The following is a 23645-nucleotide window of genomic DNA, read 5'->3' on the forward strand; positions in this document are numbered from 1 at the left end:
TTAAAATAATCAATAAAATGTTTGGAGATATTTCAGGAATGATGAGTAAAATAAAAGATGCTCAAAAAAATGTAGAAGCAACAAAAAAGAGATTAAACACCGTTTTAATTGATGAACAAACCGCTAACGGAAGTTTAAAAATTACGATTACTGCAAATAGTGACATTAAATCAATTGCTATTGATGAATCTTTATTGAGTGATAAAGAAGAGTTAGAAGATTATTTAATTTTAACGTTAAATAAAGCATTAAAAAAAGCGAAAGAAATCAATGAACATGAATTAGCCGTTGCCGCTCAAGACGGAATGCCAAATATTCCAGGAATGGATATGTTCAAATAAATTTTGAATCTAGAAGATTATATGTTTCCATGCCTAAACAAAAAATTCTTCGGTGTTGATTGTTTAGGTTGTGGTATTCAACGTGCTTTCATATTGGTTATTCAGGGTGATTTTATAACCGCTTTTAAGATGTATCCAGCTATTTATACGCTATTATTAGTAGGCGTATTAATTGTTATCAACTTCTTTTTTAACTTTAGATACGCTCAAAAAATAATTAGTATTTTAGCTATAATCAATGTGATTATTATTGTTTTGGGTTATGTTATGAAAATGAATGAACTAATTTAAAAGACTATTTAAACTATTAAAAGATGGAAAAAGAGATAGAAAAAAGTATAGAAAAAGGTATTGAAAAAGAGATGAAAGAGAATTTACCAAATTCTACAACATCGTTAGTATTAGGAATTTTTTCAATTCTTACTTGTTTTTGTTATGGAATTATAGGATTGCCTTTGGGAATTTTAGCGATTATACTAGGTAATAAAGCCGTGCAACTAGACAATGATAATCCAGAAAAATATAACGGTGTTAAAAATGCAAGTACAGCTCGAATATTAGGACTTATTGGTATGATTTTGAATATTATTTTTATCGGATATGTAATTTGGTTTTTGAATCAAATTGGTTGGGATACTTTAGGAGATGCCGAATTAATGATGGAAAGAATTAATGAATTAAAGAACGAATAAAAAATAGAAAAAAATAGAATTGACTAAAATTTAGTTTTTAAAAAAGCAACCTATCATTATGGTTGCTTTTTTTTGATGAAAAATATTGATAAAAAATACTGTAATTTCGCAGGCTATTTTCAAAAGGCATGAAAGACGAAAAAAACTGGTTACAATATTATAAGAATAGTTTATCTGATAGCGAAAATTTAGCGATTGATATTTCTAAGATTAAAAATTTATTTCATCAAAAAACAGCTGATTTAAGTAATGGAATTATCAATTCAAAACAAGCCAATGAACTATTAGATATCGAAGAAAGACGCATTAATCGCTTAAAAGGAATTACTAAAAAAGAACATCCTACGTGGTTTAAACTTCAACAAACGAGTGTTTTATTTTCGCTTTTTAATTTAGAATACCAAACAGATTATCAAACAGAAAAAAAACGTATAATTCATCCTTTTTGGATAATTGCAACGGTAAATCGTTCGGGAGAATTATCAGCACCTAAAGAATTATTTCCATTAATTGTCCGCAATTATTTAACACCGATTGCCGATATTAAAAATGATTTTATTTTTTCAGAAATTGACACTATTTTAAATGCTCAAGATATTGAAACGCCTGAACCAACATACGAAGATGAGCAAATTTCTTGGGATGACTATTGGACATATATCCATCAAATTTTCACACAAATTACGGGCAATACTTTAAATCATTATAAAACTCAAGACTACCACACTCATTATGAACTCACTTATTTTGCGGTAAGTTCCAAAATTTCTACGGCGAAAAGTATTCTTTTTTTGTATGAAAATTTATTAAAAAATGAAGAAACAAAAGAGACAGCATTGCCTGTTTTATCAAAAATAATTGACCCTTTTTTCAGTACTGAAAACCGAAAAAATCCTGTTACCGATGCCGATTTCTTAAATTATAATCACTTGCATTTAGGACAAATGTCCAATAAATTTCCATTATCGATAAGCCAACGAAAAACGTTATTATCTTATTTGATTTCACCAGAAAATACGATTATGGCAGTAAATGGTCCTCCAGGAACTGGAAAAACAACGCTGTTACAAAGTTTAGTTGCTACCGAATTTGTGAAATCAGCCATAAAAGGAGAAGATGCACCCGTAATTTTAGCATGTTCAAACAATAATCAGGCGGTTACTAATATTATTGATAGTTTTATCAATTCAAAAAGTTCGTTAGATGCTTTAGCCATTCGTTGGATTCCTAATTTTAACGGATACGCTACGTATCTTCCATCAAATTCTAAGAATGAAAAAGGACTTAAAAACATCAACTTTTTAAAAGGAAATTTATTTGGTCATCAAGGAACTTTGTGCGATTTAGAAAACGATACTTATCTTGCTGATGCCGAGTATTATTTTCTAATAAATTATTGTCATTATTTTGATACAGAAACAAACTCTCTCGAAGATGTTTGCAATGATTTACAAGATGAAATTATCACGATTCAGAATACGTTAATCGACGGCGTTAATTTTTCAAAAGATTATATAAATAGCATTAATTTCATCAATACGATTCTAATAAATAAAGCGGATTTTATTCAAAAAGATGCGTTTAAAATTTCAAAATTAAAAGAATGGCGTACGGTAATAACACGTCTAAAATCAACTATAAATAAAAATAATTTTACTGCTAAAATAATTCAATATTTTAAAATTGAGAACAGTATTTCTATCGCTAATAATACAGCTATTACATCTGAAGTTATTTTTAAAATATCCGAAGAAACAAGTAACAATTATGATAAAACTGTTTTCTTTATCAAAGAATGTATTGGAAATTTAAACCTTGCTTTACAGGCTAATTTGAAATTAAAAAACTGGAAATCAGAAAATAAAATTAGTGGTTTCCCTGTTATTTCTGAAGCAAAAATGTGGGAAAATGAGTATGAAAAAATAAATTCAAACGATAATTCTGCACGTTTTTTTTATGATGAATTAGACATGGAATTGCGTCATAAAGCATTTTTATTTTCGGTTCATTATTGGGAAGCACGTTGGTTGCTTGCTACAAAAGACGCTCTTAAAAATGATACAGAAAAAGGCACGGGAGAAAATGCGATTAAAAACAAATGGAAACGCAGAGCGATGCTAACGCCTTGTTTTGTAGCGACATTTTACATGGCACCGAGTCATTTTTTATACAGTCAATTTATGGGAGAAGACGAGTATGGAAAGCCGATTTTCGAGTATCTTCCACTCTATAATTTTTTAGATTTTTTAATTATTGATGAAGCAGGTCAAGTAACTCCCGAAGTTAGTATTCCTGTCTTTTCACTAACAAAAAAGGCGTTTGTTATTGGTGATTTAAAACAAATCGAACCAATTTGGGCTATTCCAAGAAAAATTGATATTGGTAATTTATCGAATTTACATCTTCTTCATGAAAAAGAAAATAATAAAAAAGAGGAAATTTATTTGAATGAAATCGGTTTTTTAGCCTCTAGCGGAAGTATTATGAAGATGGCTCAAAATGCGTGTGAATTTGAAACCTTTTTAGCAGAACAAGATCAAAAAGAGCGAGGATTGGTCTTGTTAGAACACCGAAGATGCAACGATGAAATTATTAATTTCTGTAATGAACTCGCCTACAACGGTATTTTAAAACCGATGAAAGGTGTCGCAAAAGAGCATCAAATTTTCCCTTCGATGATGGCATATCATATTGAGGGAGTTAGCGAGCGAAAATTCAACAGTCGTTATAATATCAGTGAAGTAAAAGCGATTATTACGTGGTTACAACAACATAAAGAGCAGATTCAAGAGGCCTATAATGTTGTTGATATTGAACATATTTTAGGGATTATTACGCCCTTTTCGAGTCAAAAAGGGGAATTATCAAAAGCCTTAACCCAAGCGGGTTTTAATGTCAATAAGATAAAATTAGGAACGGTTCATGCGTTGCAAGGTGCGGAACGTAGCATTATTTTATTCAGTTCGGTGTATACAAATTTAGATGAAGGAACGTTATTTTTCGAAAAAGATAACAAGCCGAATATGTTAAATGTAGCGGTTTCCAGAGCAAAAGAGAGTTTTATTTTATTTGGCGACACTCGAATTTTTGATGAAACAAAAAACACACCATCAGGTATTTTAAAGAAGCATTTACAAATTCATGAAATGAAAAAATAAATTATACTTTTTTTTGAAGCTATTTCCCGCTTTCCGCACTCGCTCTTTTTTTTGAAGAAAAATCAAAAAAAAGGAGCTCAAACAATTGCTTCAATCGGGGCTAGGTCTATTTACTAAGTTTTGGTTATAACTATTTATTTCGATATTATTTTAACTACAATTCAGAAATAAGCGGTCAAATATTTAAGTCTGTTTTTATATCAAAAAATTGTATCGAGAACTGACAGTTTATTTAATTTTTAAACAGGCTCTTAGAGCATCAAAATCAATAAAAATCAAAATAATATTTTATAAAAATTTACAAAAACTCACAAAAAAAGGAACGATTTATTAAAATCGTTCCTTTTATATCTTCGCTTTATATTAAAAAAATAAGAAGCTTATTTTTTAAACTCAGAAATAGTTTTCTTAATAATTGCGATACAATCCATTAATTGTGCTTCGGTCATAACTAAAGGCGGTGCAAAACGAATAATATTTCCGTGTGTTGGTTTAGCTAATAATCCGTTATCACGTAACTTCATACAAATATCCCAAGCCGTTGAACTATCTTCAGTATCGTTAATTAGAACAGCATTTAATAACCCTTTTCCTCTTACCGATAATACTAAATCAGTTGTTTTAGCAAATTCTGCTAATTCAGCTCTAAAAATTACACCAAGATTGTATGCGTTTTCAGCTAAATTTTCTTCTTGAACCACTTCTAAAGCAGCCATTGCTACAGCAGCAGCAATTGGATTCCCTCCAAAAGTAGACCCGTGATTTCCTGGTTTAATAACATCCATAATATTATTATTTGCCAACACAGCAGATACTGGATACGCTCCTCCTGAAAGTGCTTTTCCTAAAATTAAAATATCCGCTTTAATTTCTGGTTCTCCAGAACAGTTTTTATCAGCACAAGAACAGTTTCCACAAGTTGCTAATAAACGACCTGTACGTGCAATTCCTGTTTGAACCTCATCAGCAATAAATAATACATTATGTTTTTCACATAAAGCTTTTGCTGCTGCTAAATATCCTTCAGAAGGAACATATACGCCTGCCTCTCCTTGAATTGGCTCTACTAAGAAACCAGCAATATTTTTATCGCTTTCTAAAACTTCTTGTAACGCTTTTAAGTTGTTATATTCTATTTTGATAAATCCGTTCGTAAACGGTCCAAAGTTTTTACGAGCTACAGGATCATTTGAAAAAGAAATAATCGTTGTAGTACGTCCGTGGAAATTGTTTTCACAAACAACTATTTTAGCATCATTTTCATTGATTCCTTTTACTTCATAAGCCCATTTTCTACATAATTTCAAAGCTGTCTCTACGGCTTCTGCACCTGTATTCATTGGTAATAATTTGTCAAAACCAAAAAGCTCTGTAGCAAATTTTTCATATTTCCCTAACATATCGTTATAAAAAGCACGAGAAGTTAACGTTAATGTTTTTGCTTGATTAACCATGGCATCAACAATTCTTGGATGACAATGCCCTTGATTTACTGCCGAATAAGCAGATAAAAAGTCATAATACTTTTTTCCTTCAACATCCCAAACATGTACACCTTCACCTTTACTCAATACTACTGGTAACGGGTGATAATTGTGCGCTCCGTATTTGTCTTCTAATTCAATCGCTTGTTGCGAAGTTATTTGTTGTAAATCAGCCATTTAAAAATAATTTTTAATTAATAAAAAAACTATTCCTATTCACCTTTATCCTTTCGAAGAAATTTCGAAAATTCAGCGTGGGAAAGAAATCATCCCTAAAAAGTGTTGCAATATTACTAAATATTAAGTTTTTTAGTCTTAAAAATACCTATTAAAAAAAAAATTGACGCTTTTTTAGATTCTTTTTAAATAACTATTATTTAAAAAGGCTCTAATTGAACTTCAATTAATTTTATCAGTATTTTTTTTAAAAAGAGGAATCAAAATTAATAGTGACTATTTATTTAAACAAGTGTCATAACCATAACTAATAAAACTTAAAAAATATAAAAAATGAATCAGATTTTAGACACGTACAATCAAATTACAGGTAGCTTTGGAAATCCTATTAGCGCCTTATTAATTATTATTTTAGGATGGTTAGTTGCAAAATTAGTTAGATCTCTTATCAATAAAATAAGTGATAAAAGTGGTTTAAATAAAACATTAAGTAATAGTAAAATTAGTTTTGGTGATTTAATATCAAAATTAGTGTACTACTTAATTATGATTTTTGTTTTTATGATTGCCCTAGATAAATTAGGAATGACAAGCGTTTTAGAACCGATTAAAGGATTATTAAACGGCTTTACTCAATTTATTCCAAACATTGTAGGCGCAGGACTTGTCGGTTATATCGGTTATATGTTAGCAACAATTGTTTCTGAATTAATTGGGTTATCAGGAGGAACAATTCAAAAATTTGCTCCAAAATTAAACCTTCCTGAAAATATTAATATTGTTACCATTCTTAAAAAAGTTGTGTTTATCTTTATATTTATTCCGCTTTTAATAGCCGCTTTAAATATTTTAAATGTTGATTCTATTTCTCAACCAGCAACCAATATGTTAGAGATTTTCTTCGCTGCAATTCCTAAAATATTAGTAGCAACGTTAATTTTAATAATATTTGTTATTGGAGGTAAATTTTTAAGTAATTTGATTAAAGATTTATTAGACAGTTTAAATCTTAATGAAATATTAAAAAGCGCTAATTTAGACTCTTTTACAGGTAAAACGAATGTTGAGAAATTAATTGCAAACATTGTATATGCGTTTATCGTATTATTTGGTGTGATGACTGCTATTGATAAATTAGAATTCAGCAAACTTTCTGAAATTATGAATACGGTTTTAAATCTTGCAGGAAATATTTTATTCGGATTACTTATTTTAGCGATCGGAAATTGGATTGCAACAATCGCTTCTAAAAACTTTATGAAAAGTGATAATAAATTTGTAGGAAGTATTGTAAGAGTTGCTATTTTAGCGGTTTTCTTAGCAATCGGTTTAGGTAAAATGGGTATTGCTGATGATATTATCAATTTAGCTTTTGGAATAACGCTTGGTGCGGTTGCCTTAACCGTAGTACTTTCTTTTGGATTGGGTGGTCGTGAGGCTGGTGGTAAACAAATGGAAAAAATATTAAATAAATTTAGCAACAATACAAACCACAACACAACCGATGTTGCGAAAAAAGAATAATGTTAAAATAGTTAGAATAACGGCTATCAATTAATTATTAAAGCACCTCTATCGAGGTGCTTTTTTGTCAAAATAAAACTGGGATTTTAATTGTTTTTTAAGTATCTTTAGGTGACTTTTAAGCAATAAAAGTGTCTTAATTATAGTGAAGATAAATGCCTACTATTTTTCATCAAAAAATAAAAAAATAAAACGAATCGACTTAAACTATTATAAATCTAAATCAAATTATGAAAAACATGAAAAAGACCTTATTTTTTATGCTATTTTTAGCTACAATTTCAATGAGTATTGGCTGTAAAACAACCGCTTCAGCAGTAAATACCAAATTAGACAACAAAACTGAAAAAATCCTAAAAGGAAACTGGACTATTAGCGCAATTAATTACACAGGTGCTAACTTATTTAAAGTGACTTCTTTTAATATTGCTGATTCTAACTGTTTTATCGGAAGTAATTGGAGCTTTATTTCAAACAATAATAAAGGACAAATGAGCCTTAATAATCCGAGTACTTCTTGTGTTGATTTTAATTCTCCAACGACTTGGTATATCAATAAAGAAGGAAATTTTGTATTAAAAATAATCAATAGCCATAAAGCGAAAAATGTAAATAACGGCTTTGTTTTAAATATCAATAATTTAACACAAACAAGTTTTGATTTAGTTGATAAAATTAATGTTGCTGGTAGTATCAAAAATATTACTTATTCATTTCAAAGAAACTAATATTGCAATCATTTAACATCAATAAGTACCTAATTTAAAAAGATATATCATGAAAAAAACAATCATTTATAGTTTAGCTGTTGTCGTATTAATAGGTAGCACATTCACTTCGTGTAGTTCTGTGAAAAATGCTAACAATACTCAAAAAGGAGCGGTAATCGGTACTACCGCAGGAGCGCTTTTAGGAGCAGTTCTTGGAAATAATTTAGGAAAAGGTAAAAACTCAGAATTAGGAGCTGTTCTAGGAGGCGTTGTCGGTGGAGTTACGGGAGGTGTTATCGGTAATAAAATGGACAAACAAGCACGTGAAATTAAAGAAGCACTACCTGGAGCCGATGTCGAAAGAGTTGGCGAAGGAATTATGCTTACTTTAGGTGAAAGTGCCGTTCGATTTAATACCAATAAATCAAGCTTAACACCAACAGCACAAGCAAATTTAGATAAATTAGTTCCTGTTTTTGAAGAATATAAAAACACAAATATCGTAATTTACGGATACACCGATAGTACTGGTAGAGCTGAATATAACTTAACACTTTCTGGAAAAAGAGCCGATGCTGTAAAAAATTACTTAACAAGTAAAGGACTTGTAGGAAGTCGATTTGAAACCAAAGGTTTGGGAATTAACGACCCAATTGCCTCTAACGAAACACTAGAAGGTAGAAGTAAAAATAGACGTGTTGAATTTGCTATTGTTGCAAACGAACAAATGGTTAAAGAAGCAAAACAAGAAGTGAAACAATAAGAATTTCGTTGTTTTATATAAAAGGCTACTCAAATGAGTAGTCTTTTTTGTGCAATCAATCCATAACTTTTCATAATTTTGCAAACCTATAAATAACAGCCAATGCCACGTAGAGAACGAAATAAATTTGTAAGAAAGAATCAAGTTTTAGAATTAAGAATTGAAGATTACGCTTTTGGAGGAAAAGGAATCGCACGAATAAAATCCGAAGAAGGTAGTTTTGTTGTTTTTGTTCCCAATACTTTGCCAGGTCAATTGGTGAAGGCACAAATTAGCAAATCAAGTAAAAAATATGCCGAAGCGAAATTAATTGATGTTTTAGAAGCATCAAAAGATGAAGTAACATTGCCTTATCAAGACATTCCTGGAGCGCCTTACATTCAATTACCGATTGAATTACAACATCAATATAAAAAAGAAAGTACCTTATCTTTATTTCAAAGAATAGGAAAAGTTGAAAATATCGAAGATTTATTTGATGAATTTATCTCTTCTCCAAACGTATTTCACTACAGAAATAAAATGGAATATGGTTTTTCAGCCATTGGATACGATAGAGTTAACAAAACCGATGCCGATTTTTTCACCTTAGGATTTAAACGCCGTGGAACTTGGTGGATGGGTGATAATTTAGACAAAGATTCTGGTTTATTTGATGCGCAAGTTGAAGACAACTTAAAAGTAATTCGTGAATATTGTGAAAAAACAGGTTTAGCGCCTTGGCACGGACCAAAAAGAGAAGGTTTCTTTCGATATTTTGTAGTGCGTAAATCATATAAAACTAACGAATTATTATTCAATTTAGTAACCACTTCACCTGATTTACCAAAATTTGATATGCAAGCTTTTGCTAGTTTATTAAAAGATATTTTTGGCGATCGTTTAGCAGGATTATTACATACAATTAACGATGAAGTTGGTGATAGAACTATTGCAACCTCAGGAAGTATTGAACTTGTTACAGGGAAAGATAAAATTGTAGAAGAGTTATTAGGTTTAAATTTTGAAATCAGTATGAAAAGCTTTTTTCAAACAAATCCTAAATCCGCAGAAAAATTATACACCAAAGTCGTTGATTACGCTTTAGAAAATAAAGAAGCTGTTGATAATACTGTCGTGATGGATTTATTCTGTGGAACAGGAACAATTGGACAAATTTTAGCGTCAAGAAGTGAAAATGCTAAAATAGTTGGAGTTGATATTGTCGCCTCTGCAATTGAAGATGCCAAAGAAAATGCCAAACGAAATAAAATTGAAGGTTTACAGTTTTATGCCGCCGATGTTGGTAAGTTTTTATATGAACATCCTCAATATCAAAATAAAATTAAAACCATTATTTTAGATCCTGCTCGTGCTGGTATTGCGCCAAAAACATTGCGTAAAATCATCCGATTAAATGCCGATAGAATGGTCTATGTTTCTTGTAATCCTGCAACACAAGCACGTGATACTGAAGAATTAATGAACGCTGGTTATAAACTTAAAAAGATTAGTTTAGTCGATCAGTTTCCACATACAGCACATATCGAAACCGTTGTTTTATTCGAAAAATAATTTATAAGAAACTTTTTTCAATGAAAAAATATGTATTTACGTGTCTTATTTTAGGGAGTTTTTTTATCGGACTATCCTCTTGTGAAAAAGATGATTTTTGTGTAGAAAATCCCGTAACGCCCAATTTAGTGCTTCGCTTTTATGATAAAGAAAATACTTCTGAAAAAAAGAAAGTTACTCGTTTTTCAATAATAGCACAAAATAAAGACAGTCTTTTTGTCAATCAAAATACCGATTCTATAAATATTCCGTTAAACAGTTTGGATAACCAAACTGTTTATACGTTAAAAATGAATGCGACCGATAATTTAAGTATCAATAATAAAACAGCAACACTAACTATAAACTATAAGCCCGAAGAAGTTTATGTTTCTCGTTCGTGTGGCTATAAAGTTATCTTTAATGATGTGAAATTAACGCATACAGGTTGGATTGATAACATATCAACGTCTAAAATAACGACTATTGACAATCAAAAAAAAGCACATGTACAAATATATTTTTAAGTGTATTCTTAGTTCTTGCTTCTTGTTTTTTTCTCTAAATAGTTTTTCTCAAAAAACATCTCAAAAAAGATTAAAAGCGAATACAGAAATTATAAATAATCAAAAAAATAAAGACGAAAATAAAACCGATTCCATATCTTATAAAACAGGCTATGGCTTGCGTTTAGGAATCGATATCAGCAAACCTGCCCTAGCCATTTTTGATAAAAGTTATAGCGGACTCGAATTAGTCGGCGATTATCGAATTTCTAAAAATTGGTATATCGCCACTGAAATAGGCTATGAAGAAGAAATAACTTTCGAAGATTTTACCAAATCAACCTCAAAAGGAAACTTCATACGACTTGGTGCAAATTACAATGCCTATAAAAATTGGCTGGATATGAACAACGAAATTTATGTTGGTTTTCGATATGGTTTTGCAAGTTTCGACCAAACCTTAAATAATTATAAAACAAATGTTGGTACTAATTATTTTGCATCAAATACAATAAAAACTCCTGTTACCGAAACTGGACTTACAGCTCATTGGACAGAAATTCAATTAGGAATTAAGGTAGAAACTTTTAAAAATCTATTTTTAAGCGCAGGGTTTTCTTATAAAATAATGATGAGTGTAGATGATCAGAAAAACTTTAAAACACTCTATGCTCCTGGTTTTAATCGTGTTTTTGAAAGCAATACAGGTTTTGGATTCAATTATACAATATCCTATTTAATTCCTTTTGTTAATAAGTAATTTCACGATGTACGCTTGATTTTACTAACTTTACAGCTTTTAATGATAAAACTTATTAACACTTTTAAGATATTTAATAATGAATAAAATTCCGAGCGTAAATTTAACCGACTTTTTATCAGAAGATAAAAACAAGAAGCAAAAATTTATCAATGAAATTGGTAATGCTTATGAAAATATAGGATTTGTAGCCTTAAAAGGTCATTTTTTAGATGATGAATTAGTTACGAATTTATATGCTGAAATTAAAAAGTTTTTCGATTTACCAACGAGTGTAAAAGAGAAATATGAAATTCCTGGTATTGGTGGTCAAAGAGGTTATGTTTCTTTTGGAAAAGAAAGTGCGAAAGGAAAAAAAGAAGGCGATTTAAAAGAATTTTGGCATTTTGGACAATATGTAGAAGCAAGTTCTAAATATGCCAACATATATCCTGAAAATGTAACGGTTCAAGAACTAGAAAATTTTAATAAAGTAGGAGAACAAACCTACAAAATGCTAGAAAAAACAGCCAAATATGTATTGCGTTCTTTAGCGTTACACCTGAATTTAGAAGAAACTTATTTTGATAAGTATATCAAAAATGGAAACAGTATTTTGCGTCCTATCCACTATCCTCCTATTCAAAGCGAACCTAAAGGCGCTGAAAGAGCGGCTGCTCATGGTGATATTAATTTAATTACCTTATTAATGGGGGCGCAAGGAAAAGGACTGCAAGTTCAGAATCATAAAGGCGATTGGATTGATGCCGTTGCACAACCTGATGAATTGATGATTAATGTGGGCGATATGTTATCGCGTCATAGTAATAATAAATTAAAATCGACGATACATAGAGTAACGAATCCACCGAAAGAATTATGGGGAACATCACGTTATTCAATTCCATTTTTTATGCACCCTGTTTCTGATATGAAATTAGATGTTTTAGAAAATTGTATTGATGAGCAAAACCCAAAACAATTTGAAGATATTACCGCTGGTGAATTTTTAGACGAACGCCTACGTGAATTAGGCTTAAAAAAATAAGCGTAAAAAACAACAATAAAACAAGCATGGATTTTAAAGATCAATTGAAAAACTTATTTCCCGATCATCAAGAAAGTGAGGTAAAGGTTGAAAAAAAGTCAGCAATTTGGCTACAAGACGACCCAATACTTTGTAAATATGAAAAACGCAAAGGAAAACCAACTACTATTTTAGATGGCTACACCGGCGCTACCGAAGATTTTAAAAAATTAGCCAAAGAAATTAAAACCAAACTTAGTGTTGGTGGTAGTTTTAAGGATGATAAAATAATTATCCAAGGTGATTATCGCGATAAAATCATGCAAATTTTAAAAGATAAAGGCTTTAATGTAAAACGTGTTGGAGGCTAATCTAAATCATAAAAAAAGTGTTAGAATTTATCAATTCTAACACTTTTTTTATTTTTGATATAATCGAATTTAATCAAATCTGTCATATTTAAACTAGTTGCTAGTAGGAGCCTTACGCTCGTACCGTATGTGAATTTATTTTAGATTAAGCTATTTTACTTATAACGGCACAAGCAAGATGCTTGCGCTAGCGGTCTTAAAACCCCTTGTTTTAAAAATAAAAATGCGTCAAACTGAATTTATTTCAGTTTCTCATCCTGATTTGCAACAGTTTTTAACTTTTTTTGTAATTTTAGCTCCTTTTAACAAGGGGTTTTAACCCCTTGCCGTCATTTTTTGCCACTATATTTTTTTCAGATGAAATTTAAACAGGCTCTAAGTATCTTTTAATTTAAGTTTAAAATTTTAGTTGCTAGTGCAAGCGTCACGCTTGTACCGTATCTGAAAATATTTTAGATTAAGCTGTTTTGTTATAACGGCACAAGCAAGATACTTGCACTAGCGGTGAAAAATACTAACTCTTTTTATAAGATGTAAGTGTTTCTAAAAATAATTTGATACTCTTAATATCAGCTTCTTCTAACTTTTTATCTAACTGAACTTTTCCCATTATTCTGATGGCATTTTCTAATTCAGCAACACTTCCATCGTGAAAATAAGGTGCTGTTTTTGCCACATTTCGTAACGATGGCACTTTAAAAGCATACAAATCAATCGGTTTATTGGTTATTGAGAACACGCCTTTATCAATAACTTTACTTTTAGTATGCTCCCAGTAAGGTCTTATATCACTACCGAAATTTCGAATTTTACCACCACCAACTAACGGACCATCATGGCAAGAAATACAATTTCGAGACATAAAAATAAACAAGCCTTTTTTCTCTTGCTGATTTAACGCCTGTTGATTTCCTTTTAAATATTCGTCAAATTTTGAAGGCATTAATAGCGTTCGCTCAAAAGCGCCAATGGCTTTTGTTAAATTATCAAAATTTATTGGATTCGCTTGATTTGGATACGCTTTTTTAAATAAATCTTGATATTTTTCAATTTTACTGATTTTATCAACAACGGCTTGTTCGCTTTCCATTGCCATTTCTACAGGATTTAAAATTGGCATTCCTGCTTGTTCTTCTACGGTTTTTGCTCGTGCGTCCCAAAATTGAGCAATATGCAAACTCGAATTAAATACCGTAGGCGCATTTCGAGTTCCTGTTTTTCCGTCAACTCCTTTTGATACAGCTTCGGTATCAGCACCAAAATTATCTAAATCATGACATGATGCACAACTAATCGTATTATCTTTTGATAATCTTTTTTCTTCAAATAATAGTTTTCCTAAAAATATTTTTTCATCAGTAAGCTCATTAAATGTAACATAACCATTTGCTGGCAATGGCGAAAAAATTTTGTTTGCTTCGGATAATAAATTCTTATAATCATCTTTTTTAGGGATTTTAACCAATTCTTCCTTTTTATTACAGGAATAAAAAATAACCAAACTAATAAGTAATATGATCTTAAAATTAAAAAAACAGTTATTATTCATTATTTTTTTCTTTTTTTTTCTTTGATTTTATGTTAAAATAAATACATTTGCAAATATAATAGAATTAATCTAAATAAATATAAGATGAAATTAAAATATCTTTTAGTACCGCTTTTAGTTAGCATACTGAATTTATCCTGTAACAAAAATGAGGAAGATGAAAATCAGAATGAAAAAGAAAAAACATTTTTAGACTCGCGAGTTCCCGAATTTACCACGATAACAAAAGAAGGAAATATCGTACATGTTAAAAATATGTTTACTTCTCCTAAAAATGAAAAAGGTGATTATGTATACACCAAATTTAATCTTGAAAAAGCAACATATGTAACCGATGATTCTTGGGATATTGCCTTTGCAAGTAGAATTATTATCATCAATGGCGGAGAATGGACACAAGGATATACCTCTGGTGGCGTCTTAGAACCTATGCGAACAAAAAATGCGTCAGCGGCTATTATTAAAGATGATTATGAAAACATATCTGTTGTTCCTGCCGATGCTATTTTTAAACAAGATGGTATTGGAAAAACGGCAATTGATGATTTTGGAAAAGGAATGTTCGACCCATACGAAATGCACGATGACCACACGCTTAGAGTAAAAAAGAACCAAACTTTACTGATTAAAACAAAAAATGGACATTATGTAAAATTAAAAATCGAAGACCTTTATAAAAACGGAGATACTTCTGGAACAATGAAAGAAGTTCTTGGGCATAAATACCCGTATTATACCTTCAAATATTTTTTAAATCCTGTTGCAGGAAACAAAAAACTTAATTAAAAATCTATATATAAATTTCAATCATAAAATAACAATCATGAAAAAAATTACAATGCTATTATCAAAAACTTTTTTAGCACTTTTTTTAACCACACTTACCCTTACAGGATGTTCCGATAAAGACGAAGAAAAATTACCTAAAACAAACACAAAGACACTTCAAGTTACTACAACTGCCCTTGGAGACCAAACAATCACAGATAAACAAACTGGTGATTTTCATAAATTTAGCTTTAAAGAAGGTGCTTTAGAACCAACTAGTGATGCTTGGGATTTTGCCATAAGAGGACGTGTTTTTCTAGTAAATGGACTTTCTAAATACGAAGGTGGCGAAAAAATAGGACTAGAAAATGAACCTAAAAGAAGTAAGGATGTAGCTGTTTCAGTGCAAGAAGATGAATTTGAAACTCGTACTTCTGCTCTTGGGTTACCTGACCATATATATCAACAAGACGCTTTAAATAGAGGTTACGAAAACTATATAGCCGCTATAAACTGGTTGCCTAGAAATTTTTCTGGAGATTCTCGTAAAACTTGGTATTATCGTTCTTCACAAAATCGTGATGTTTTACTCTTAAAACCAATCGTTTTTATATTCAAAACACATGACGGACATTTTGCAAAAATGGCAATCAAATCAATTAAAAGAACAAATACTGATTTTGATAAAAAAGAAACCATTGATTATGTAATTCAATATTATTATAATCCTGAAAAAGGAAACCCAAACTTAGATGAAAAAATATAATTCCTGAATTTTAAGAATATGTTTTAAATCATCTAAAAAAATAATAAAAATAGAACTGTTAATCGCAGTTCTATTTTTTTTGAAAGTATATTTTTGAAAGTATATCAAACTCAATTAAAGAAGCACTTAAAATTAAGCATCAATCTAAATAACTATTATGCAATATTACCTGTTGATTTTTCTTATCTTGGTGGCGCTAAAACTAAAATAGTTAATGAACATACAAAACTCTGAACTTATTTTAAATGCTGATGGAAGTATTTATCATTTAAATTTAAAACCAACACATATTGCTACCGATATTATTTTTGTAGGAGACCAAAATCGTGTTGATAAAGTTACACAACATTTTGATACGATTGAGTTTACCACACAAAAAAGAGAATTTAAAACAACTACAGGAACTTATAAAGGTAAACGACTTACCGTAATTTCAACAGGAATTGGTCCTGATAATATTGATATTGTTTTAAACGAATTAGACGCTTTGGTAAATATCGATTTAAAAACACGCCACGTAAAAAAGACACATACACAGTTAAATATTACCCGTATCGGAACTTCTGGTTCTTTACAAGCTGATATTCCTGTAAATAGTTTTCTACTAAGCACACATGCTTTAGATTTAAATGGAATGTTACATTCGTATCAAATAACAGCAATTTCTCATCCAGAAATAGAAAACGCTTTCGTAAAACACACCAATTGGAATACCGAAAAAGCAAGTCCAATAATTATTGCTAATAGTACATTTTTAGAAGATAAATTATCATCAGAAATAACTTCAGAAATAAATTCAGGCATAACTTCAAACATACACTCTACTAGAGTTTATAAAGGAATTACAGCTACAGCAGGCGGTTTTTACGGACCTCAAGGACGTGTATTACGATTGCCATTGCAAGATGCAACCCTAAATAATAAAATAGATAGTTTTGAATATCAAAATAATAGAATTACCAATTTAGAAATGGAAACTTCTGCTATTTATGGATTATCAAAATTACTAGGACATAACGCCGTTTCTATGAATGCCATTATCGCAAACAGAGCAACAGGTGATTTTAGTGAAAATCCCGAAAAAATTACAGCCGATTTAATAATATATACATTAAATAAATTAGTTCAATAAATCAATAAATGACAAATTTAAAAGTAGGTGGTGTTCCTGAACATTTTAATTATCCATGGTACACCACCTTAAAAAACAAAGAATATACCAAACAAGATATCAACTTACGTTGGCAGGATTTCCCTGGTGGTACAGGTGCAATGTGCAAAGCATTACGTGCCGGTGAAGTAGATATTGCCATTGTACTTACCGAAGGAATTATTAAAGATATCATCAATGGAAATCCATCTAAAATAACACAGACATTTGTAAAAAGTCCGTTAATTTGGGGGATTCATGTAGGGAAAAAATCATCTTTTAAAAAAATAGAAGACCTAAAAAATGCTACCGTAGCCATAAGCCGTTTTGGTTCTGGATCACACTTGATGGCAATTGTAAATGCTCATAATAATGGTTGGGATATCGATCAATTAAAATTTAAAGTAGTCGGTGATTTGCAAGGTGGAATCGATGCTTTAACAAACGGAACTGCCGATTATTTTATGTGGGAACATTTTACAACAAAACCTTTAGTTGATAATCAGACTTTTAGACGCTTAGGAGATTGCCCAACTCCTTGGCCTTGTTTTGTGGTAGCGGTTAGGAACGAAGTTTTGGAACATCATTTTGAAGCCGTACAAAAAGTATTAAAAACTATTAATACCTGTACTGCTGATTTTAAAGAAACACCAAACATCGATAAAACACTAGCAATCAGATATGAACAGCAATTGGAAGACATTCAAGAATGGTTATCAATAACGCAATGGAATGACGGCGAACCGATATCTGAAGACTTAATAACCAACATACAAAATAAAATGGTCGGTTTTAGCGTTATTGATTCAACAATAGATTCTAGTGAATTAATCAGAAATATGTATATTTGATTTTTAAACCAAACAAAATGAAAAAAACAATAGTTATTACCATTTGCACGCTTAGTCTTATCGGTTTTTCTTCTTGCGGAAGTACAAGCCCTTGTGGTTTAGCCAAAAATGAACCAACAACAAAACAATATCAAAAACAATATCAACTAGAAAAAGCTGAAATTACATCAGCAATTATGGTTGCTGATGCAAGTATAATTACAGAATAATCAAAATGATAATATCGTTTGATATTCAAAAAATCAACATAAAAATTAATAAATCTGCTAACTAAAAGTAGATTTGTTAATTTTTCTTTTGTAACATCGGTACAAATTTAAAATCCCCTAATTCGTGTTTTTCAAATTCTTTTGCCGATTTCCGAATAAATAACGTCATTATTTGCTCTTTATCACCTACGGGAATCAGTAATTTCCCTCCTACTTTTAATTGACTTAACAACGGTTTTGGCACAAATGGTGCACCTGCGGTTACAATAATTTTATCAAAAGGAGCTTCTTCGGATAAACCAATATAGCCATCACCAAAAATAAAACGTTTTGGTCGATATCCTATTTTAGGTAAAAATAACGATGTTTTTTTAAACAATTCGTGCTGACGCTCAATAGAATATACTTTGGCTTTTAATTCTAACAAAACCGCTGTTTGATATCCTGAACCTGTTCCGATTTCAAGTACTTTTTCTCCTGCTTTTACCTCTAAAACCTGCGATTGAAACGCTACCGTATACGGATGCGAAATTGTTTGATTCGCTGTAATAGGAAATGCTTTATCTTGATAAGCGTGCGCTTCAAAACTACTATCAATAAATAAGTGTCTTGGGATTTTACGAACCGCATTTAACACCTTTTCATCAACAATACCTTTTGATTGTAAAACAATTGCTAACTTATTTCGAAGTCCTTGATGCTTTGTAGTATCTCTCATTAATTGTAATCTACTGTGATAATTTTAATTTGACAATTTTAACTTAATAATTAAAAAAACAAAAATAGCACGTATACAAAACACTGAAAAACAAATAACTAATACTGTTTTTCAAGTGAAAAAATCGTATACTACTACTTCAAATTAATTGTCTGTAATAATTTAATTTCAAAAAATCAAAAGTAGTAATAAATATGTATAAAATTGTATCTTTGTTTGCATTGCTTTTTTGGTGATATCCGAAGCAATTATAAGGTTAAAAACACGGTTATTTAAAGATGTTTTCTCTTGAAATTTTAGTTGCTATTTATTTGAAATTTTAGTTAAAAACGTTAAAAATAACCATGAAATTACTGGTAAAATTAATAAATTTTAAATAAAAAATTAAACATATTATGTTAAAAGCTGGAGTTTTAGGTGCAGGTCATTTAGGGAAAATTCACTTACGTTTATTAGAACAATCTGAAAAATACGAATTGGTCGGGTTTTACGATCCTTTTACTGAAAATGCTCAAAAAATAGCCAATGAATTTGGTTATAAATTATTTGATTCTATTGATGATTTAATAAAAGCCGTTGATGTTATTGATATTGTAACGCCAACATTATCTCATTTTGAATGTGCCAAACAAGCTATCGAACAAGGAAAACATATTTTTATTGAAAAACCGATAACCAATACCGTTTTAGAAGCAGAAGCAATTCGAACATTAGCGAGTCAACATCATGTAAAAGGACAAGTTGGTCATGTAGAGCGTTTTAACCCTTCTTTTATGGCCGTTAAAAATATGATTGATACACCAATGTTTATCGAAACACATCGATTAGCAGAATTTAATCCTCGAGGAACAGATGTGCCTGTAGTCTTAGATTTAATGATTCATGATATTGATATTATTTTATCCGTAGTGAAATCAAAAGTAAAAAATGTACACGCAAGCGGTGTTGCTGTAATTTCTGATACGCCAGATATTGCCAATGCACGTATTGAATTTGAAAATGGCTGTGTTGCTAATTTAACATCGAGTAGAATTTCGATGAAAAACATGCGTAAAAGTCGTTTTTTTCAAAAAGATGCCTATATTTCTGTTGATTTTTTAGAGAAAAAATCCGAAGTAGTAAAAATGAAAAATGTTCCTGAAAGTCCTGACGAATTTGCCATGATTTTGCAAAATGCCGAAGGCGTGAAAAAACAAATTTATTTTGATAATCCTACCGTGGTTGAAAATAATGCTATTTTAGACGAATTAGAATCCTTTGCCAATGCAATTAATAACGATACAATTCCCGTTGTATCACTAGCTCAAGGAACAGAAGCATTGCGTGTTGCTCACATGATTATTGATTGTTTTGACAACTAAAAATACCATCAAAAAACACTCAAAAATTAACCTAATTATCAAAAAAAACATGAAAAACATTGCTGTAATAGGAGCTGGAACTATGGGAAATGGTATTGCACATACTTTTGCGCAATTCGGTTATTCGGTCTCTTTAATTGATATTTCTCAAAACGCACTCGACAAAGCCATGGTAACTATTACCAAGAATTTAGACAGAATGCTTGTCAAAGAAAAAATATCCGAAGAAGCTAAAAAAAATACCTTAGAGAATATTTCGACACATACTTCTATTGAAAAAGGCGTTCAAAATGCTGATTTAGTGGTAGAAGCTGCGAGCGAAAACCTATCCTTAAAATTAAAAATATTTAAAGAATTAGATGCTCTTTGTCCTGAAAAAACGATTTTAGCGACGAATACTTCTTCTATTTCGATCACACAAATTGCAGGAGCGACCAACAGACCTGAAAAAGTTATTGGCATGCATTTTATGAATCCTGTGCCAATTATGAAATTGGTAGAAATCATCAAAGGATATAATACGGCAGATGCTGTTATGAATTTCACGGTTGATTTAGCGAAAAAAATAGGTAAAACTCCTGTTGAAGTAAATGATTATCCAGGTTTTGTGGCAAATCGTATTTTAATGCCGATGCTTAACGAATCCATCGAAACATTATATAATGGCGTTGCTGGTGTTACTGAAATTGATACCGTTATGAAATTAGGAATGGCACACCCAATGGGTCCTTTACAACTTGCTGATTTTATTGGTTTGGATGTTTGTTTAGCTATTTTAAAGGTGCTTTATGATGGTTTTAAAAATCCTAAATATGCACCGTGTCCATTATTAGTAAATATGGTAAATGCAGGAAAATTAGGTGTGAAATCTGGAGAAGGTTTTTACGATTATTCAACAACTAAAAAAGCTGAAAAAGTATCGAAAATGTTTTTAAAATAAATACTATTTTAAATCTTTTAAATCGCTTCCTCGTGTTTGATTTGCTTGTTGAAGTACGGTATCAGAATGTAAAATTTTTACAGCATCGGCAGAACCTTTTACTTTAGAGGCACTTCTTGCTAACATTTGGGTTTCAAAATCGGTTAATACCGTTTCTCGAATGCCCAATGTTCGCCATTTCGAGAAATGTCCACATTTTTTTGAAATCATACGTGCCAACAACAATGCGTCTAATAATGCTTGGTTTGCTCCTTGTCCTTTAAACGGACTCATTGGATGTGCGGCATCACCAAGAAGTGTTATTTCTTTGGCTTCTTTCATAAAATCTAAAGAAAGTAACGCTCTATCATACACAGGATATCCAGAGATTTGAGCCTCTAAAGTAGCGTTTAAAATTTCTGGAATCGGTGTGTGCCATGGAGTTCTACGACAAGCTTCTTCTTTTAATGCCTTTGCTCCTTTCTTACTCAATTCTTTAGCTTTTTCTTCTGAAATAGGAAAACTTAATTGCCACATTACCGAACTCGAATCGTATGGCATCATATACATACGCTCATTTCCATTCGCGGTTTGAAATACCGTTTGAGAATCTAATAATGAATTTTCCAAACCATTTAAAGCATCTAAAGGACAAATTCCTAATATCACGATACAGCCTAAATATCGTAAAGGTGAATTTTTTTGCTCCCTATTTTCAAATAATAAACGACGTACAGTACTTCGGATACCATCAGCACCCACCACAATATCAGCAGTTACATTGTGTATTTTTCCATCAACTTGAAAATCCAAGGTAATGGCTTTATTCTTTTTATCATCGTTATTTTGATGATTATTTTCTTTAAAACCAATCAATTGATGTCCCCATTTTATGGCTTTCGTATCACCTAATTGTTCAAGGAGTTCAAAACGTAAAGATTGTCGTGCAATGTGAATATTCGTTCGTTTTGATGTTTGTTTTGATGCTTTTGATATTGTTGGTGATACCCATTTTCGCATACCCCATTCGCCAATTATTTTTCCATCAGAAGTATGCACTATATGTTTTGTGGAAATAACACCTTTTTTCAATTTGAAAATCCCAAAACTTTCCATTGCCTTACTGGCTTGTTGCAAGGTTAATCCGTAGCCTTGCGAACGTGCATCAAAATTATAATCACGTTCATAAAGTGTAAAAGGAATCTTTCGATGCAAACAAGCAACCGCCAAAGCAATACCTCCGATACCGCCTCCAATAATTGCAATATGAGGATAATTATCCGTTACTTTATCATTTTTATTTTCATCATTTTGAATACTAGAAGTATCCGTTTTTATAATTTTTATCAATCCTGAACCATCACAATTTTTGCATTTATAATAGGTTATTTTCGGTTTTTCTTCTAAAAAAGCTGTTTTATTATTTTTATTGATTCTTTTATTGACTCTTCTAGGTTTTTTACCTTCACCTTTACATTGATGACAAATACGCAAATTAAAATTATTCATACGGTTTTAGTTTATGCTATCTTAAAAAATAGTGTAAAGCGTGGTTAGAATAACGCCTTTATTAAATTTATTATTTTGATGATTTACACCATTAATAGCAACAGCAACTAATTGTTTTGCTGTTTTTATATTGAAATTAAAAGGAGCTTTTAAAATATCTAATCCGCTTTGTTTTTTCAACCTGATTCCTTGTCCTGAAATAATATCTTTATTCGGAATAAATTCGCCATTTGGCAAATGTTCGGTTAGAATAACATATTTATAATTACTTAATTTATTCACTACATTTTGAACCTCATCGTTCGATAAATGCTGTAAAACTTGTCTTAAAATTACGCAATCGGCAGTTGGTAAGGCATCTTTTGCAATATCCAAAGTTTGAAAGGTTACATTTATATTTTTGAATTTTTCTGTATTATATGTTATCAGTTCTGGCACAATATCTATGGCAATATATTGCTTTGTATATTTCACCAATTCTTTTCCGATATTGAAATCGCCACAGCCTAAATCGCAAACCGTTAAAGGCGTTTCAAAAGATGTTAAAAATGAACTTACCGCCGATAAATAAGGTGTTACAATTTCCGCCTGATGCGAACCCGCTCCCGAATAAAAATCGGTGTTATTATTTCCCCATAAATTTAATTCATAAACCTGACGCATCGCATCTTTCGTTGCCCATGGGGTTTTCGTTTTTTTCACTTGTTTTTCTTGTTTGTTTAATGTGAATTGTTATTGAAGATAAATTAAGCTTCAAAAAGAACTCAAAGATAATTTAAAAAAAACTTTATAAAGTAAAAATGCTTTTGATAACTTATGA

24 protein-coding genes are annotated in these 23645 nt (G+C 30.8%); 19 read left to right on the forward strand and 5 right to left on the reverse strand.

The genetic code is table 11. The features are described 5' to 3' along the window. Positions 1-17: 17 nt before the first annotated feature. The 4 genes from L0U77_RS06400 to L0U77_RS06415 all read left to right on the forward strand — a co-directional run bounded on the left by L0U77_RS06400 (position 18) and on the right by L0U77_RS06415 (position 4191). A complete protein-coding gene (locus L0U77_RS06400) occupies positions 18-341 on the forward strand; it encodes a YbaB/EbfC family nucleoid-associated protein (protein ID WP_101917324.1) in 324 nt (107 codons plus the stop codon). 21 nt (positions 342-362) lie between these two features. Further along, positions 363-632: a DUF2752 domain-containing protein gene (locus tag L0U77_RS06405; protein ID WP_233897301.1), complete on the forward strand. Its 270-nt coding sequence runs from the start codon at positions 363-365 to the stop codon at positions 630-632. 23 nt (positions 633-655) lie between these two features. Beyond that, a complete protein-coding gene (locus L0U77_RS06410; protein WP_233897300.1) occupies positions 656-1033 on the forward strand; it encodes a CCC motif membrane protein in 378 nt (125 codons plus the stop codon). A gap of 128 nt (positions 1034-1161) precedes the next feature. Continuing rightward, positions 1162-4191 carry a DEAD/DEAH box helicase gene (locus L0U77_RS06415; RefSeq protein WP_233900912.1) on the forward strand — a complete coding sequence of 1010 codons (3030 nt, stop codon included), beginning with the start codon at positions 1162-1164 and terminating at the stop codon, positions 4189-4191. Positions 4192-4571: 380 nt separating this feature from the next. Here the strand turns inward: L0U77_RS06415 and rocD are convergent, their stop codons facing one another. Further along, the gene (gene rocD, locus L0U77_RS06420) at positions 4572-5852 is read right to left on the reverse strand and encodes an ornithine--oxo-acid transaminase (RefSeq protein ID WP_233862033.1); all 1281 of its coding nucleotides are present in this window, start codon (positions 5850-5852) and stop codon (positions 4572-4574) included. Positions 5853-6185: 333 nt separating this feature from the next. Between rocD and L0U77_RS06425 the strand changes: the two genes are divergently transcribed. The 8 genes from L0U77_RS06425 to L0U77_RS06460 all read left to right on the forward strand — a co-directional run bounded on the left by L0U77_RS06425 (position 6186) and on the right by L0U77_RS06460 (position 13025). Next, entirely contained in the window at positions 6186-7376 is a 1191-nt protein-coding gene (locus L0U77_RS06425) for a mechanosensitive ion channel (protein ID WP_233885267.1), read from the forward strand. A 239-nt stretch (positions 7377-7615) separates the two neighbouring features. Further along, on the forward strand, positions 7616-8104 hold the full coding sequence (locus tag L0U77_RS06430) for a lipocalin family protein (RefSeq protein WP_233885265.1): 489 nt from the start codon (positions 7616-7618) through the stop codon (positions 8102-8104). Positions 8105-8153: 49 nt separating this feature from the next. Further along, positions 8154-8849 (forward strand): YiaD family glycine zipper/OmpA-like lipoprotein, encoded by a 696-nt coding sequence (locus L0U77_RS06435; RefSeq protein WP_101917332.1) that lies wholly within the window; start codon positions 8154-8156, stop codon positions 8847-8849. A 102-nt stretch (positions 8850-8951) separates the two neighbouring features. Continuing rightward, complete coding sequence (rlmD, locus tag L0U77_RS06440) at positions 8952-10403, forward strand: 23S rRNA (uracil(1939)-C(5))-methyltransferase RlmD (protein ID WP_101917333.1); 1452 nt, start codon at positions 8952-8954, stop codon at positions 10401-10403. A gap of 20 nt (positions 10404-10423) precedes the next feature. Then, positions 10424-10909 (forward strand): DUF6452 family protein, encoded by a 486-nt coding sequence (locus tag L0U77_RS06445; RefSeq protein ID WP_233897296.1) that lies wholly within the window; start codon positions 10424-10426, stop codon positions 10907-10909. Beyond that, positions 10890-11648 carry a DUF6048 family protein gene (locus L0U77_RS06450; protein WP_101917336.1) on the forward strand — a complete coding sequence of 253 codons (759 nt, stop codon included), beginning with the start codon at positions 10890-10892 and terminating at the stop codon, positions 11646-11648. Before L0U77_RS06445 ends, L0U77_RS06450 begins: the two co-directional genes overlap by 20 nt. A gap of 79 nt (positions 11649-11727) precedes the next feature. Continuing rightward, the gene (locus L0U77_RS06455) at positions 11728-12675 is read left to right on the forward strand and encodes an isopenicillin N synthase family dioxygenase (protein WP_233897295.1); all 948 of its coding nucleotides are present in this window, start codon (positions 11728-11730) and stop codon (positions 12673-12675) included. Positions 12676-12701: 26 nt separating this feature from the next. After that, on the forward strand, positions 12702-13025 hold the full coding sequence (locus L0U77_RS06460; RefSeq protein WP_101915731.1) for a translation initiation factor: 324 nt from the start codon (positions 12702-12704) through the stop codon (positions 13023-13025). Positions 13026-13539: 514 nt separating this feature from the next. Here L0U77_RS06460 and L0U77_RS06465 read toward each other — a convergent pair. Next, complete coding sequence (locus tag L0U77_RS06465; protein ID WP_233897294.1) at positions 13540-14574, reverse strand: cytochrome-c peroxidase; 1035 nt, start codon at positions 14572-14574, stop codon at positions 13540-13542. Positions 14575-14658: 84 nt separating this feature from the next. Between L0U77_RS06465 and L0U77_RS06470 the strand changes: the two genes are divergently transcribed. From L0U77_RS06470 to L0U77_RS06490, 5 genes are all read left to right on the forward strand, one after another. Continuing rightward, complete coding sequence (locus L0U77_RS06470; RefSeq protein ID WP_233885260.1) at positions 14659-15360, forward strand: HmuY family protein; 702 nt, start codon at positions 14659-14661, stop codon at positions 15358-15360. A 37-nt stretch (positions 15361-15397) separates the two neighbouring features. Then, a complete protein-coding gene (locus L0U77_RS06475; RefSeq protein WP_233885258.1) occupies positions 15398-16108 on the forward strand; it encodes a hypothetical protein in 711 nt (236 codons plus the stop codon). A gap of 214 nt (positions 16109-16322) precedes the next feature. Further along, positions 16323-17240 (forward strand): nucleoside phosphorylase, encoded by a 918-nt coding sequence (locus L0U77_RS06480; protein ID WP_233897293.1) that lies wholly within the window; start codon positions 16323-16325, stop codon positions 17238-17240. An 8-nt stretch (positions 17241-17248) separates the two neighbouring features. Further along, positions 17249-18109, forward strand: a complete 861-nt coding sequence (locus tag L0U77_RS06485) for a substrate-binding domain-containing protein (protein WP_101917349.1) — start codon at positions 17249-17251, stop codon at positions 18107-18109. Between the two features lie 17 nt (positions 18110-18126). Beyond that, positions 18127-18318 carry a lipoprotein gene (locus L0U77_RS06490; RefSeq protein WP_233885250.1) on the forward strand — a complete coding sequence of 64 codons (192 nt, stop codon included), beginning with the start codon at positions 18127-18129 and terminating at the stop codon, positions 18316-18318. A 76-nt stretch (positions 18319-18394) separates the two neighbouring features. Here the strand turns inward: L0U77_RS06490 and L0U77_RS06495 are convergent, their stop codons facing one another. Next, complete coding sequence (locus tag L0U77_RS06495; RefSeq protein ID WP_101917352.1) at positions 18395-19036, reverse strand: protein-L-isoaspartate(D-aspartate) O-methyltransferase; 642 nt, start codon at positions 19034-19036, stop codon at positions 18395-18397. 395 nt (positions 19037-19431) lie between these two features. Between L0U77_RS06495 and L0U77_RS06500 the strand changes: the two genes are divergently transcribed. After that, positions 19432-20397 (forward strand): Gfo/Idh/MocA family protein, encoded by a 966-nt coding sequence (locus L0U77_RS06500; RefSeq protein ID WP_193700141.1) that lies wholly within the window; start codon positions 19432-19434, stop codon positions 20395-20397. 7 nt (positions 20398-20404) lie between these two features. Beyond that, positions 20405-21337, forward strand: coding sequence for a 3-hydroxyacyl-CoA dehydrogenase family protein (locus tag L0U77_RS06505; protein WP_338126515.1), 933 nt, complete (start codon positions 20405-20407; stop codon positions 21335-21337). A gap of 3 nt (positions 21338-21340) precedes the next feature. Here L0U77_RS06505 and L0U77_RS06510 read toward each other — a convergent pair whose 3' ends face one another. Next, entirely contained in the window at positions 21341-22825 is a 1485-nt protein-coding gene (locus tag L0U77_RS06510; RefSeq protein WP_233897292.1) for an FAD-dependent oxidoreductase, read from the reverse strand. 21 nt (positions 22826-22846) lie between these two features. Continuing rightward, positions 22847-23488, reverse strand: a complete 642-nt coding sequence (locus L0U77_RS06515; protein WP_233897310.1) for a class I SAM-dependent methyltransferase — start codon at positions 23486-23488, stop codon at positions 22847-22849. Positions 23489-23645 lie beyond the last annotated feature (157 nt).

Origin of the sequence: Tenacibaculum piscium (assembly GCF_021390715.1) — a bacterium.
GTDB classification, from domain to species: domain Bacteria; phylum Bacteroidota; class Bacteroidia; order Flavobacteriales; family Flavobacteriaceae; genus Polaribacter; species Polaribacter piscius.